Raw genomic sequence first — 13,062 nt, 5'->3', positions numbered from 1 at the left:
CCCTGGCACGAACGTGCTCTCGCGCTCGTCCAGGCGATCCGCCCGTAGACAGAAAACCAAACCCCGACTTCAAGCCAGGCGCTTGAATCACAAAGGAAACTTGCCTATCTCGCGGCGGAATCTCAGGTTAAAGCGCAGCCCGCGTACGCCCGTATCGTGAAGACCGGCCAACTCACCATCCGTCACGGTGCCGGGCACGGTCGCGATACCGCGCGCGGACTTTCCGAACTGCGACAGGGCATCGAGCAGGCAACGGTTGTCGGTTCCATACGTAGACGGCTGAACGACGACATGTCGCTCGACGCCCAGCCTCCGCTGCAGCGCGCAATGTCGGCGACCGTCGCGTCGGGCGGCTGCAATTGCGCTGACGGATCGACTGGATACCGCGCATCGTAAATGTGGTGATGACTATCGGTCGCCTTCGGTGGAATGGGAAAGCGCGGCTGGCCGATGCCACCGAATCCCACACTGAATTCATGTCTGTTGTGCATGTTCAAGCGCCCATTCGGCGACATCGCGGTGCGTTGCGAACCAAACTTCCAACTGGAAGATCGCGTTCGTGCCGCCGCCGAGATCCTCGCTGCCTTTCAAACCCCATCTGCTGCCGCCCTCGACCCCGCTTTGCAGGGCCCATTGACTATGGCCGGCGGAGTTGCTGACGTAGGTCATGCCTTCATCGATCAATCCGTACAACGTGACGCTGCTTTACGCAAACGCTGGAACAGCGAACGCGTTCGAGGGTTCGAGAGCGAACAGTGATTTCCTTATCATAAGGATTCCACATTTATTGACAGTTGATTCATATGCCGATCTTGTGACAAACCGCGCACCACTTCGTATCTCGAGACCGCGGAATTTTTGATTGTGCGCGGGGCAATCGGAGCTACGCACGGTCTCGCTGCAAAATGACCAACGACGCACTACTTTCCGGTGTCAATAGAGAGGCAACGAAAAGAGTGGACCGAGTATACGAATACAATTTTTCCGGGAGATAATCAAAGTTAGCGAGACCATCTGATAGAAACCTTCGATCATGCGCATTTCTCTTCAGCAAATTGAAACCTTTTATTGGGTGGCGCGGTTAGGCGGATTTCATGCGGCGGCGCGTCATCAGCACCTCACGCAACCGACCATTTCGGCACGCATCCACGAGTTCGAAGAACATCTCGGCGTGCAGCTCTTCAAGCGCAGCCGGACACGCTCCGAACTCACGCTCGCAGGCCGCGACGCGCTCGCCAATGCGGAACAGGTGCTAAAGCTCGCCGAAAGGCTCGAACAGATTGCGAAGCGTACCGACCCCATGTACGGACTTCTACGTCTCGGCGCGATCGAGTCCATCGCCCACGCGGGGCTCGCAGATCTACTGACGCAACTCAAGACGCGATATCCGCACATGAAGATCGAACTCACGATCGATGTGGGCGTCGCACTCGGACGCAAGCTTGGTGCGCACGAACTGGACATAGCGATACTGAACGATTCCACCGATGCGCCCCACGTGGTCGAGACCGCCATCGGCTACACCGATCTGCATTGGGTTGCGTCGCCGCAACTCGTGCCCAACTGCAACGTCGCGCCTCACGATCTTGCGTCGGTACCGATCATCACCGTCTCCCAACCGTCATCGAACCATTCGCTTGTGATGAACTGGTTCCGCAGCGCCGGTTGCAATCCGGACAACATCAGCTCATGCAATTCCCTGTCGATGATGTCGCGGCTGGTCGCGGCCGGCCATGCGGCGGCCGTGTTGTCGCCCGCGATAATGCGCGCGGAGATCGATGCCGGGCTGATTCACGTGCTTAACACTGAACGGCAGATCACTCAGCAAGGGTTTTTTGTCGCCTATCAGGAAGAATGTCTTAGCGGCGCGGATACCATCGTGGAGCTAGCAAAAGAGGTGCTCACACGCAGTCGCGTGCTGATTCCGGGGTAGTCGGCGCGAGGGCGCGGACTATTGCGCGCCGTACAGCGACACCGAATTCGCAGCCGCGGAACTCAGAGTCGCTTCGAACGAACACCTCGTCATCGACGCAATGCGGCGCCACGCCGCGCGTCGGCGACCTAGGCGCTGCGAGGACGCGCCGTCGTGCCGCGCACGATCAGGTCGGTCGGCACGATGTACTGCGAACTCACGGGCCGTCCTTCGATCCGTGCGAGCAGATACTCGGCGCTGCGCGCTCCGATTTCATCGGCGGCGAGCCGCATGGTCGTCAGCGGCGGCGACGTGAAGCTGGAAAATTCGATGTCATTGATGCCCGCGATCGACAGGTCGCCCGGCACGTCGATACCCGACGCGCGCGCCTCGGCCAGCGCGCCGATTGCAAGCAGATCGGTGCCGCAGATTACGGCCGTCGGACGCTCGGGGCCGTTCATCAGCGCCTTCATCGCCATCTGGCCTTCAATGATCTTGTGCGGCATCTCGATCAGATGCTCGTGGCGCAACTGCAGCCCGCGCGACTGTAGCGCCGCGCGCACGCCGATGATGCGATCAGCCGCGCGATCGCTGTGCTGCGTCATTTGCGTAATCATGCCGAAGCGCGTGTGCCCGAGATCGAGCAGATAGTCGGCGAGGCGACGGCCGACCGCCACGTTGTCGAAGCCGACATACGGATGGTCGTGATCGACTGTCCAGCCATTGACGAGCGGAATCTGTTCCTTTTCGATCAATTCGTAGAGCGCGGGCGAGTGGCTGCGGCCCACGAGCATCAGCCCGGCAATGCCGTCCGCGATAAGGGCGCGGACCTGCTTTAGTTCATCTTCCTGGTCGTAGTACGAGCATCCGAGCAGCAATGTATAGCCGGCTTCCCCGATGCGCTTTTGCAGCGCGAACACACCGATCGCGAAGTTCTGGTTTTCCAGCGATGGGATCACCGCGCCGATCGTTTTCGAGCGCTGCGATGCCAGCGCGCGCGCCGCGGCGTGCGGTGTGTAGCCGAGTTCCTGCGCGATGTCGCGCACGCGGTTCTGCAGTTCGGCCGCTACCTTTGCGTTGCCGTTCAACACGCGCGAAACGGTCGCGGTCGATACCCCTGCCGCGCGCGCGACATCTATCACGGAAATCGCATTCGATTTGCGACGCGGCGCTCTTTTCTTTGTCTCGTTGGTCAACTTGCACTCTGCCCGGTGTCGAGGCGCACCATCGCGCCGTTCCTGTGCGGCATACTATAACGCGGCACCTTGAGGAATGGCCATCGCCGGGCGCGGACCTTCGCCTGGTCGGTCCGTTCCGGGTTCCCGTCGGACGTCACTCTCCGGCGCATAGCCGAGCTGCCGGACGTTTTTGTCCCAGCGGTTACGCGCATTGCTCAACACACCGTGCCCGATCACGAAGTGGCAGTCGGGGTAATCGATGCAACGCTTCGTCAGTTGCACCATGTCGCGATGGCTGAGCCATACGAAGAGGTGGCGCGGCGCCGTCGGCGATCATCTGATCGTGTCGACGAAATCCCACCGCGTGATTCGAGCTCGCGAACACCACGCGTTTGACGCCGGCCTGCCGCGAGGCTTCGAAGAGGTTGTAGCAACCTTCGATGTTTACGTCGCGGAGACCGGAGTCAGGGGCACGCGACAGCCGGAATTCGCTCAAGTAGGTAATTTAAGTAATCGCTTTCTTTTGCGCCTCATATTTCGTATGTCGCCCAATCAAATCCGAAGATTTGATGGTAATTTAGGGGGAAATCATGAGGAATTCAAGAGAAATCGCTTACTCATTTGGCCTATACTGTGACTTCGCGAACGGCAATACCCGCAACCGCCACGGAGCGCGTTATCGCCTGCGAATACGTACGGCGGGTCACGTGTACCGAGTACGAGGCAGCATCACTATGCTCATGAATTCGTACGAAGGGAAACGACTGAACTCGCCGCACGACATCGTGGTCAAGTCAGACGGTCCGATCTGGTTCTCAGACCCGTCGACGGGCATTGTGGGTTACTTCGAAGGCAACACCTCGGGTGCCGATTTATGAGGTACACGTGAGCACGCAGGGCGCAGTCGGCAGATGAAACGTCATTGCCCGACGTGACCGTTCATCTGGTCACGAAGCAGGACCCGGATCCGGCTCAGATTCGACCAGGGTCCAGCCCGTCAAGCAGGTACCCGGCGCCAGCACCATAAACACAGTTGAAACGAAACTCAGACATGACATTCACCATCGTACCGATCCGCTGCGGCGATATCGTCAATCATGAGCGCTCGTGTTTTTTGTACCGCAAGAACTGCGGTTCCGCGCGCCTGCATGCACCGTGTATCGCGTGGCTGCTGCGCAGCGCTCGCCATACGATCGTCGTCGATGCCGGGCCGGGTTCCCGCTCGCGCGCACCGCAGTGTTACACCGAGACGGATGCCGGAATCGACGACCTGCTGCAGTACGGCCTGACGCGCGAAGGCGTCGACCCGGCTTCCGTCGAACTGGTCATTCTCACTCACCTGCATAACGACCACGTCGGCGGCGCGCGGTTGTTCACGAACGCGCGCTTTCACGTCCAGGAAGCGGAGTTGAAAGAGGCGGTCTGGCCGGTGCCGTTCCAGCGCCCGATCTACGAAACCAACCAGCGCGGCCACACGCCACCGTGGGTGGACATTCTCGACCGAATGGACGTGGCGTTCGGTGACGCCGACGTTGTGCCCGGCATACGCGTGTTGCGCTTGCCGGGACATACGGCGGGCTCACAGGGTGTTCTGGTCGATACGCAGGCAGGACCGTATCTCATCGCGGGCGACCTGATTCCGCTCTACGAGAACTGGCCGGAGGACGGCAGCGAGCCGATCCCGAACGGCAACCACACGGACCTGCGCGCTTACGACGAAAGCTTCCGCCGCATCGCGGCGCTTGGAGCAAAAGTGCTGCCGGCCCATGAGCCACGGGTTTTCGAGCGCAAGGTGTATCCCCCACCGTCGAGCCGCTGAGCGGCCGGTATTTCCAAGAAGACCGGCGATGAAAGAGAGATGGTTCCGGCTGCTGTAAGTGATGATGATCACGTTCATCATCGGCTTCATGGATCGCACCAACGTCGGCTTCGCGATACCGAGCGTGGGCAGCGAGCTGGCGTTGACCTCGGCGGTGTTCGGCTTCGCCTCAGGCATGCTGTTTCCCGGCTATGGCATCGCGCAGCCGATCTGCGGCTGGCTCGCCGACCGCGGATACGGCAAAGCGCTGATCAACGTGACAATGGTGCTGTGGGGCATCGCCGAACTATCGCAGAGCATGGTCCATAACGCGTCGCAACTGGTAGCCGTACGTTTTGCGATCGATCTGTTCGAAGGGGGCATCTTCCCCGACCTTCCTGCTGTTCGCGAAGAACTGGTTCGCGCCTTCTAAACGCGCTCGCGCGAACGGCGTTTGGCAGCTTTACTACCCGCTGGCCGCGGTGCTGAGCGGTCCAATCGCTGGCTACAATCTGGCATCAAACGCAGGACTGCACGAGCCGAGGCCTTTAGCAAGGCTGAACCACGTTGATGACGCGGTTCACGAGCAACGGGCGAGTATTGCGTCCATATTCGGCCATATGCGCGGAGGCCGCATGCGCCCTCAACGCTTCCGCGCTTTCCCAGCGTTCGATTACAGCAAAGGTGTCATTGCCGAGCGGTGTCTGAATCGTCCCGAAGTCCGGTACGTCGACTACGGCCTCGTAGCTGATGCATCCCTCTTCCGCCAGCACCGCCGGACGGTTCTTGCTGAAGAGCGCCAGCACGGCTTCGCGTTGACCGGGCTGGGCTGTGATCGTCGCAATGACATGGATCATCTGGGTTTTCTCCTTTCCTGTTTCGGCGCCGATCGCCGCACAAAATCATAGCCGCATTTGGACACGCTTGCTGACAGGGCCTCACTGTGCGGTTCCGGTCGCGCTCCCGACGCGGCTTGTCAGCGATTCAATCCGACGCGCGCGCACCGTCGACGCTGAAGCGGGCCGCCTAACAAACCGATAGAAATCAAAAAGGGGGCGTTGCGATTTACCCGAGCGTCACACCACTGAGTACGGCGCTGCCACATTAAGCAGAAAACGCCGCAACGGTAGTAAGGGCGAGCAGTCGCGTAGAAGGCGGTAGACGGATTTTGAGTTCGGTAAAGCGGTGCCACGCAGCAAATCGCACGGCGAGCTGTTTGCGAGAGAGCGAAGCTCGTAGTAAATGTTGCTTGTTGGCGAAATGCTGCCGGATCGCGCCAGACCTCGAGAGAAAAGCCTGAGGAGGGTAGGCGTGTAATTGGGCCGCGTGTTGCTGATAGCCTTGCAGAACGTTATGGGTTCCGCGTACGCACACGCGCGGCTTTTCTAATTTCGCCGGCGACGTACGAGCTGAACGTATTGGCAACGTCTGGAAGATTCAGGATGTTGGCCTCGGTGACATTAGCCGGTTTGAGCATTTGACGCTCAATAGCGCGGAGCCCCATTGTGCTCGACGCGACAAACTTGCGGACAAGGTCCTCGCGTGTCTTCTTGTCTGCTGTGTCGAAGAATTCGCGCGCCAGGCGAATCTCCTCCTGTCGACGCTTGTCGGCTGCCGCGTTAGCTGCCGCCAGGCTGTCCTCGACGGCCTTTTGCCGATCAGACTTGGTCCCCTGTTCGCCTGTCGTCGCCTCAACAAGCTGAGCCTGAATCAACTCAACTTGCCTGTCGGCTTCGGATACTCGGTAGTTGTCCGAAAGAGCCCTCATCAAGTAGGCGGAGGCTCTTTTTACCTTGGTACCCTGCCTGATTGTCCACCGGGTGTAGTCGATGGCTTGTTGAATGCGCTCATCTGTCCAAACGAACCTGTTCTCAGCGATTTTTTCAAACTGTTTATCCGACAGTCCGAATTCATCTTGAAGCATTTTGAAAAGTACGACCGAGTTGAGCATGGCCGCTTTGGATGCCAATGCCCCTTCTTTGCGTTTGAGCCGAAAGCGTATCTGGTCTTTCTTTCGCGAGCCGGGAGTTCCAGCACGGGTCTCGTACGACAACTCGACGTCGGACAGCTCGTTGATTTGGTTTACGGCTGGCTCGAGATAATCGCGCTTGAAGTATTTGAACTCAGCGTTGTTTGCCCATGACTTACCGGGCAAGTTTCGAACGAGGTCGAGTGACAGCCAATCCGTTAGCCCGCTGGGCACGGATGGCAAGACATGGTCGTAAATGCCTCGAGCATAGATGAGCGTAAATCTCGAGGTGACTAGCAGGCTAGTCCAGTAGGAGTTCTCGGGGTCCTTGATAAGGCGTTGCAGCTCGACAGGCACCCGGAAGCGAATCCGGCCATTTCTGACGCTGACCCGGCCTATCAACTCAAGCCAGTCTCCGTCTTCATTCTGGACCGCCAGGTCCTCATCCGCCTCGTCATCGCCGGCACTGCCCCCCTCGCCGGGTTCGAGAGGCTCCTCCAGCATCCGTCCTTTCGAATCAACGGACACAACTGGTGCACTCATCACTTCGAGCATGGAAGATTTGACGCTGCGGATGACGCTGGAAAAATGCTTCTTGTTCCTGCTGTCATAGCGCATCAGCCATTTGAAAAAGCTGAGCGTCACATCATAGGTTTCCTGGATTTCAGGGTCCTGCGCGACGATGAAGTAGGCGGCATCAACAAAGCGTCTAGCGGACAGGCCTAAACCGATAATGCGTGCAAAGACCCGGTTCTTTTGATAACCGATATCTTTGTCTGGACTAGTCTCATCGATGGACCTTTGCGCCGGCGCCATCTCCACGAATAGGTCCAGTGCAAATTGAAGAGGGGTTACTCGTCGGTCGACGCTGCTGGACATGCCTGTTCCCTAGAATTTCAGCAGACTCTAGGCATACAGAGGTGAGATGTCAATAAAAAAGTCTCACCTTTGCCACTTAGGCGAACGGCGTGCACATCATCTCTCACCTTCTGCACACCATCTCTCACCTCTTGTGCAGACCCAGGAGCCCCAAACCCATGATACTAGTGGGTTTGAGCCGGTTATCCACAGGCGCCGCGAGAAAATCTCTCACTTTTAGCAAAACATGTTTTTGTCTCTCACCTCGACACGCCGTAAATCTCCCCTTTTGCTCTCAAATGTCTCACCCAAGGCGCACATTTTCTCTCACCTTTGACACATTGAGTCTCACCTCTCCGGCATTAACTGTTTGATAACAAAGGATTCGTGTTTCCCCTGTAGGTTTGTAAGTTCGTTTTTTTTATATAAAACAACCAACAAACCGTTGGGCAACATCAGCAATCGGCCCTCTTGGGAAGTCCCGCAGGAGATAGCGGGGTCGAGTGCGAAGGTCTGACGCCCGGCGGGACGTAGATAGGCCTCGCGGCTCTGCGCGCACAAGTCAGTGACACAAAGTGTCCCCGCTGCATTTTAGGAGGGTGCGAGGTGGGCGATGCTGCTTGTCGAGTCGTGTAATGCGAAGCAATGCCCGCCATTAGCACTGGGGCGCAGCCTGGTAATGTCTCAGTCGTTTGCACAAAGGTGAGAGATTGTGTGCAGCATCTCGATATACGCAACGTCCTCGGCGCACACTATCTCTCACCTTTAGCGGCGCCGGGACGGTCCTCCGACGCAAAGGTCTCACCGGTGGACGTCGATGAATCGTAGGGTGAGGGATTTTGTGCACTCTGATGCGTGGCCGACGTCGGCTTCAGCATCTATGCACACCATCTCTCACCTTTGCCCCTCTTCCTTCGTTGAAACGAAACGAAAATGTAATGTAATCACCGATGTCTGTGCGCCCACGGCGCCATCAAGCGCTACCTTTCCGGCGGTTCCTCCAATCGGCGCGACGGTTAAGCGGACAAAAACTCTCACCTTTTGTCCACAACTGTTTCCCTCGGAGAGGGCACGTGCTTCAAAGGTGAGAGATTTTGTGCCGGCATTCCATTTATCTGGGTCGGCATAGCCCCCGGCTGAAGGCATAAAAAACAGTGGCTTACGGGCGACATTTGAGAAACTGGGCGACAATATAACGCTGTTTTTGCGTTTTTCCTGTATTCTCCGTTTAGCTTCAATTTCCAGGGAAAACTCCGAAATGGCCAATGTCAGCCAACCGATGCCGATAGACCGAACCGTGACGCTTGAGGAAATCTCAGATTTCGCGGATGTCGTCACCGATTATGCAACTGAATTGCGGGACCAGATTCTCGCGCCGCGCCCACGCAAGGAAGCGCCGGTGTTTACGACTGGAGAAGTCGCCGAACTGTGCGGTCTGACACGCCAACAGGTGCAGTACCTGGCAACAAAGGGAGATGGTGTGCTGCCGGAAGGGCAGTCCACCGGGACAGGACGAAGCCGTAGTCGGCTATTTACATTAGTTGAAGCCCGAAACTGGGTACAACAAGTGTCAGACATCTACCAGACGCCCCTCGTGGCTGGGCCGAGCGATTTTGAAGGCAAAGTGCTTATCACTTCGCAGCTGAAGGGGGGCTCCGCCAAAACCACAACGTCGATGTGCCTTGCCCAAGGGTTGAGCCTGCGCGGGCGAAAGGTTCTTGTTGTTGACCTCGACCCCCAAGCATCGCTTTCTGAGCTATGCGGGCTGTACGCCGAAAAGGAGGTATCTCCGGACGACACAGTGCTTCCTTTTGTCTATGACCAAAAGATCGAAGGAGGTCTGCTCGCTAAGGTGCAGCCAACGTATTGGGATGGGTTGGATATCATTCCGGCGCATACAGAACTGGTCGGAGCCGAGTATCACCTTCCAGCTATGCAGATGAAGCTTGCAGGATTCAAGTTCTGGCAGGTGCTCCGGGATGGACTGGCACCATTGCGCAAGCACTATGACTACATCATTCTGGATACCTCGCCCTCCCTGTCCTATCTCAACCTGAACGCACTGATGGCAGCGGACGCGATGGTAATGCCGATGGTCCCGGAGAATCTCGACTTCTTCAGTTCGCTTTCCTTTTGGCGACTTTTCTCGGACGTCGCCAAGTCGTTCATCAAATACGAAGCTAACAAAAAGTACGATTTCGTTTCCGTGTTGCTGACCCGCGTGAACTACAACAGCACTTCCGCGGCGCCTGTTGTGCGCACGTGGGCACAAGGTGCGTATCGTCACTGGCTTGACCCGTTCGAGGTTCCTGCCAGCTCCGTAATGAGCTCAGGCGCTCTGGCATTTACGACCGTTTTTGACATTAGCAGCTCTCATAGCCAGGCCAAATCCTTAGCACGCGTCAAACAGCCGCTAGTCGACTATTGCCGATGGGTCGATGACATGTTCGTCAAACAATGGAGGCCAGCACAGTGAGCACCAATAATATCCGTGACCAGATGTTGGCCAAGACCGCGAATCTTCGGTCAACAGCGGAAAGAATCCCCGATGCCAGCCGTCGCGCGAATCGGACAGAGACAGCACCTGGGATGGCCGGAGCATTAGCGGCCGCACAGCTGAGGGTTCAGGAGCTTGAGTCGACAGGAACGACGTCGCAGTTGCCGCTGACGGAAATTGTTCCTAATCCCTGGCAGCCGCGGCGTGTATTCAATGAAGCCAAGTTGTCCGAGCTGGCTGAGTCGATTCGCGAAGTTGGGCTCATGCAGCCCATTGTGGTTCGTCGGGTTGAATCGGCCTACCAGATCGTGGCAGGAGAGCGGCGCTGGCGAGCACACAAGATACTCGGCGTGGAGCACATCAAGACGGTGGTCATCGAGTGCTCCGACCAAGACATGATTGTGCTGGCGCTGGTCGAGAATATGGACCGGGACGACCTGACCGACTATGAGGTGGCTATCTCTCTTCGTCGGTCTGAGAGCGAGTTTCCGAGCCGCAAAAGGCTGGCAGAAGCCGTGGGCCTATCACGTACCGGGCTGTACCAATTTCTTGCGTTCGAGAATCTGCCGGATTTCATGAAGAAGGATCTCGATTTGCAGCCTGCCCTACTCGGCTGCAACGCTGCAGAGGAAATTGTCTCAGCGCTTAAGAAACACGGCAGCGAAGCTGAGTCGGCCGCACGCGAACTCTGGCCAGATGTGGTCAAAGGAGAATTGCCCCAAGGCAAACTTGCGCCGGCGATTATCGCGATGGTGACTCGCCGTGCGTCTGGGACGACGGCTCGGGAGAGGCTCATCGAGAAGTTCTTCGCCGGAAAGGACCAGGCGGGAAGCATTACCAAGGACGTCAACAGCTTTACGGTCAAAATCAAGGCCGCGGCTTTGACCGAGGCGCAAGAGACGCGGATCCGGCAGCTTATCAATGAGCTGTACAAAGGCGAGCCACGCTGAACACGCGCTTCTTGCGACAAAAAAAGCCCGCTTCGAGCGGGCTTTTTTGTGCCGGCGCGGTGGCCGCGTCAGTATTACTGACACTACACTCTCGAAGCGACCATCGGTGTTCTATCGCCGAGGGACTGGAGGTCGGCGCCAGCCAAGTCTGCTGTCCGGGTTCCCTTCAGGCGAGACGCAAACATCGGGCACACATGCGTCAGTAAAACCGAGACGTACCAGTACTGAATTGCGGAGGGCGGGCAACTCGCGCAGTCGTGGACGCTCGGCCAGAACGGCTCGCGAGAGCAGTGTCGGTATTACTGACACTCCGAGCCGGGGCCAAAAGAAGACGGCTAGGCAGAAGCCTTAGCTGTCTTGAGATGGTCGTCCAAGCGGGAGGCAGCTATGGCGCATCACCAGCGTCATCAACTTGATCGCGAAAAGCGTCGGTACCCAGACGCTCTTTGTGCTCCGAGCTGGAGCCAACGACAAGGATTCGTCGAAGCGGCGAGAAAGCATTTCTACCCGCAGCATCTTCGTCCTGAAAGGCTCTGAATGCTCAGCAAAGCCAGATCTCACGAGCTTGCCTCGGTACTTCAGCATTCTTTTGATGTGCCCCCACGCGCAGGCTCTTGCGTCCGATGAAGGACAAAGCCTCGCCCCGCGGCGCCTCCCAGGCGAGGAACCAGATTGCGACTGTCACCGACGAGGGTCCGGCGGTATGCCCTCGCAGTTCCCTGATGTAATCTCCGGCGCAGTGTTTTGCAGTAGTTGCGGGCACAGCAGTCCCGTTGGTGTTGCTTTGGGTCATGGTATTTCCTCTTGCGTATGTGATCTGCGGACCGGCCGGCTTGATTGCAATGACCGTATAACCCGGAGGGTTGATACGGGAGACTGTGCGACCGCAACACGAAAAAGCCGCGAGTGTGCAGCAGTTAGCGATAGCGTCCCTGCAAAGCACACAGGGTGTCGGTATTACTGACACTCCTGTTTGAAAGGGGCGTTTGCTTAGGCCTGCCCGACGCCTGCATGCAGACGTGTCAGTATTACTGACACGCGTTTGCGCCTTACCCTTTGGACCCCATCGAAGCGCAAATGGAGGGGTAACAGTGCGTCTGACGCGAGAGTGCGATGTCTCTACCGTTTGTTTGCCCCGCCGCTGAGCGCGGTAGAGCTTCCCCAACTCCTCGAGGCTGCAGGCGCGCTCGACCCATGTGTAGCTCGCGGTTGTCTGGAGGGAGGCGCGGCCCAGTAGGCGCTGTAGCGCGTCCACGTGCAGGTGTTTGCCACCGACTGGATGGTGAACATATGGTGCAGCGCGTGCGGCGCCACCTCGAGCAGCACGTGCCGCTACCGCTCATCTAGCGGCAGAGTTTCGTCTTCGGCGAGGCGCCGCCGCGTCGGTGTCACGATCTGGTACAGCCCGTCAGGGGGAAGCCCTTACCAGTCAGCGTGGGACACAATTCTGAAGGAGCAGATGCTTCGCCTGATCGGTTTTCATGGTCGAGACCACCACCGAAGAGAGCAGAGACATCTCACCTTTCGCGTCTTCAAAATCACGGTCGCGGTCTGCCGACGAGCGCTACAGTGCTTCGACGACCCAACGCGAAGGAAGGTCGTGCGCCACTTCCGGCTCCTCAGAATCGCGACCTTCCAGATGCCATCCATGAAGCCCATCAGCAGGATGGTCGCGCACGCGAGGCGATACTGCGTGGCCGGCGCCCTGGGGTCTTCGTCACCAGTTCCTTGAAGCCAGCCACGGCTTGCCGCCGAGGTAGTGCACGCCAACCATCCACGTGAAATTTTCCGCCGTTCGAGTACCAGCGAGCACTGCGAATTGGCCACAAGTGCCCTAGGCGAACGACCGCTAGCGCGCAGATATCAGTGGCGCCTCCGTGCCGACCCAAGCGGGATCCGG

Annotated in this window: 12 protein-coding genes and 2 pseudogenes; 6 read left to right on the top strand and 8 right to left on the bottom strand. The window is 58.0% G+C overall.

Annotation, left to right across the window (positions count from 1 at the left end; genetic code table 11):
- Nucleotides 1-87: 87 nt before the first annotated feature.
- Together GNZ13_RS53895 and GNZ13_RS22790 are read right to left on the bottom strand one after the other, a co-directional pair.
- Entirely contained in the window at nucleotides 88-309 is a 222-nt protein-coding gene (locus GNZ13_RS53895; RefSeq protein WP_328807275.1) for an amidohydrolase family protein, read from the bottom strand.
- Nucleotides 310-528: 219 nt separating this feature from the next.
- Nucleotides 529-771, bottom strand: a pseudogene (locus GNZ13_RS22790) (porin); the annotation flags it as partial.
- 262 nt (nucleotides 772-1,033) lie between these two features.
- Here GNZ13_RS22790 and GNZ13_RS22785 point away from each other — a divergent pair.
- Nucleotides 1,034-1,933 (top strand): LysR family transcriptional regulator, encoded by a 900-nt coding sequence (locus GNZ13_RS22785; RefSeq protein ID WP_172168280.1) that lies wholly within the window; start codon nucleotides 1,034-1,036, stop codon nucleotides 1,931-1,933.
- Between the two features lie 128 nt (nucleotides 1,934-2,061).
- Here GNZ13_RS22785 and GNZ13_RS22780 read toward each other — a convergent pair whose 3' ends face one another.
- Both GNZ13_RS22780 and GNZ13_RS54325 read right to left on the bottom strand, forming a co-directional pair.
- Complete coding sequence (locus tag GNZ13_RS22780; RefSeq protein WP_172168278.1) at nucleotides 2,062-3,054, bottom strand: LacI family DNA-binding transcriptional regulator; 993 nt, start codon at nucleotides 3,052-3,054, stop codon at nucleotides 2,062-2,064.
- A gap of 238 nt (nucleotides 3,055-3,292) precedes the next feature.
- Nucleotides 3,293-3,586, bottom strand: coding sequence for an NAD-dependent epimerase/dehydratase family protein (locus tag GNZ13_RS54325; RefSeq protein ID WP_216674981.1), 294 nt, complete (start codon nucleotides 3,584-3,586; stop codon nucleotides 3,293-3,295).
- Nucleotides 3,587-3,830: 244 nt separating this feature from the next.
- On the opposite strand from GNZ13_RS54325, the gene GNZ13_RS53890 reads away from it, so the two are divergent.
- The 3 genes from GNZ13_RS53890 (at nucleotide 3,831) to GNZ13_RS22760 (ending at nucleotide 5,321) form a co-directional block, all read left to right on the top strand.
- Nucleotides 3,831-3,968: a hypothetical protein gene (locus tag GNZ13_RS53890; RefSeq protein ID WP_172168276.1), complete on the top strand. Its 138-nt coding sequence runs from the start codon at nucleotides 3,831-3,833 to the stop codon at nucleotides 3,966-3,968.
- A 173-nt stretch (nucleotides 3,969-4,141) separates the two neighbouring features.
- Entirely contained in the window at nucleotides 4,142-4,909 is a 768-nt protein-coding gene (locus GNZ13_RS22765) for an N-acyl homoserine lactonase family protein (protein WP_172168274.1), read from the top strand.
- 61 nt (nucleotides 4,910-4,970) lie between these two features.
- A complete protein-coding gene (locus GNZ13_RS22760; protein ID WP_172168272.1) occupies nucleotides 4,971-5,321 on the top strand; it encodes an MFS transporter in 351 nt (116 codons plus the stop codon).
- 115 nt (nucleotides 5,322-5,436) lie between these two features.
- Here the strand turns inward: GNZ13_RS22760 and GNZ13_RS22755 are convergent, their stop codons facing one another.
- From GNZ13_RS22755 to GNZ13_RS22745, 4 genes and pseudogenes are all read right to left on the bottom strand, one after another.
- Entirely contained in the window at nucleotides 5,437-5,745 is a 309-nt protein-coding gene (locus GNZ13_RS22755) for a putative quinol monooxygenase (RefSeq protein ID WP_172168270.1), read from the bottom strand.
- A gap of 316 nt (nucleotides 5,746-6,061) precedes the next feature.
- Nucleotides 6,062-6,187: pseudogene (locus tag GNZ13_RS54645) on the bottom strand (IS6 family transposase); the annotation flags it as partial.
- 52 nt (nucleotides 6,188-6,239) lie between these two features.
- Nucleotides 6,240-7,736, bottom strand: a complete 1,497-nt coding sequence (locus GNZ13_RS22750) for a replication initiation protein (RefSeq protein WP_172168268.1) — start codon at nucleotides 7,734-7,736, stop codon at nucleotides 6,240-6,242.
- 873 nt (nucleotides 7,737-8,609) lie between these two features.
- Nucleotides 8,610-8,981, bottom strand: coding sequence for a hypothetical protein (locus tag GNZ13_RS22745; protein WP_172168266.1), 372 nt, complete (start codon nucleotides 8,979-8,981; stop codon nucleotides 8,610-8,612).
- Between GNZ13_RS22745 and GNZ13_RS22740 the strand changes: the two genes are divergently transcribed.
- Both GNZ13_RS22740 and GNZ13_RS22735 read left to right on the top strand, forming a co-directional pair.
- Entirely contained in the window at nucleotides 8,974-10,191 is a 1,218-nt protein-coding gene (locus GNZ13_RS22740; protein ID WP_172168264.1) for an AAA family ATPase, read from the top strand. The genes GNZ13_RS22745 and GNZ13_RS22740 overlap by 8 nt on opposite strands.
- A gap of 23 nt (nucleotides 10,192-10,214) precedes the next feature.
- Nucleotides 10,215-11,162 (top strand): ParB/RepB/Spo0J family partition protein, encoded by a 948-nt coding sequence (locus GNZ13_RS22735; protein WP_407945655.1) that lies wholly within the window; start codon nucleotides 10,215-10,217, stop codon nucleotides 11,160-11,162.
- Nucleotides 11,163-13,062: the final 1,900 nt, after the last annotated feature.

It is taken from the genome of Paraburkholderia elongata (assembly GCF_013177735.1).
Taxonomy (GTDB): domain Bacteria; phylum Pseudomonadota; class Gammaproteobacteria; order Burkholderiales; family Burkholderiaceae; genus Paraburkholderia; species Paraburkholderia elongata.
Note: the sequence above shows the minus strand (reverse complement) of the source record. Positions and strands in the feature narration are given on the sequence as shown.

Bases quoted from the DNA above. Each gene is read 5' to 3' on its own strand.
- GNZ13_RS22750 (WP_172168268.1), bottom strand. From the start codon at position 7,736: ATGTCCAGCAGCGTCGACCGACGAGTAACCCCTCTTCAATTTGCACTG.
- GNZ13_RS22740 (WP_172168264.1), top strand. From the start codon at position 8,974: ATGGCCAATGTCAGCCAACCGATGCCGATAGACCGAACCGTGACGCTT.
- GNZ13_RS22735 (WP_407945655.1), top strand. From the start codon at position 10,215: ATGTTGGCCAAGACCGCGAATCTTCGGTCAACAGCGGAAAGAATCCCC.
- GNZ13_RS22755 (WP_172168270.1), bottom strand. From the start codon at position 5,745: ATGATCCATGTCATTGCGACGATCACAGCCCAGCCCGGTCAACGCGAA.
- GNZ13_RS22765 (WP_172168274.1), top strand. From the start codon at position 4,142: ATGACATTCACCATCGTACCGATCCGCTGCGGCGATATCGTCAATCAT.
- GNZ13_RS22785 (WP_172168280.1), top strand. From the start codon at position 1,034: ATGCGCATTTCTCTTCAGCAAATTGAAACCTTTTATTGGGTGGCGCGG.
- GNZ13_RS22760 (WP_172168272.1), top strand. From the start codon at position 4,971: ATGATGATCACGTTCATCATCGGCTTCATGGATCGCACCAACGTCGGC.
- GNZ13_RS53890 (WP_172168276.1), top strand. From the start codon at position 3,831: ATGAATTCGTACGAAGGGAAACGACTGAACTCGCCGCACGACATCGTG.